This window comes from Gluconobacter sp. GP1, from assembly GCF_032913585.1.
GTDB classification, from domain to species: Bacteria; Pseudomonadota; Alphaproteobacteria; order Acetobacterales; family Acetobacteraceae; genus Gluconobacter; species Gluconobacter cerinus.
In genome coordinates, this window is sequence record NZ_JASGXC010000073.1 from 1 (window position 1) to 289 (window position 289).

1 pseudogene is annotated in these 289 nt (G+C 58.8%); it reads right to left on the reverse strand.

The window, feature by feature from the left end:
• Nucleotides 1–70: 70 nt before the first annotated feature.
• Nucleotides 71–289 (reverse strand): annotated as a pseudogene (locus R5H23_RS16980) (hypothetical protein); the annotation flags it as partial.

Below are 289 nucleotides of genomic sequence, written 5' to 3' on the forward strand. Positions count from 1 at the left end.
TCCCGGAGCGTGTAAGCCGCAATGCGCGCACGGATGAAATCAGGCATGAGGTTAAAAATTACGGAATCAGTCATGGTCTGCCGAAAGTCTTGAGAAGGCTGGAGATCTGGGGTGTCGTCAGAGGGCGTCCGGCAAGGCACTCTGCTTTCCAGTGTGCCAGTGCTGCTGCCGCTTCCGGGCAAGAGGCAATCGCCATGACATAAGGTGGGAGTCCGTCACGCGGATAGGACGCTGCGGAGAGAACGAGCCAGAGGTCGCGGTCCAGGAACTGGATGGCTGCGAAAAGCCC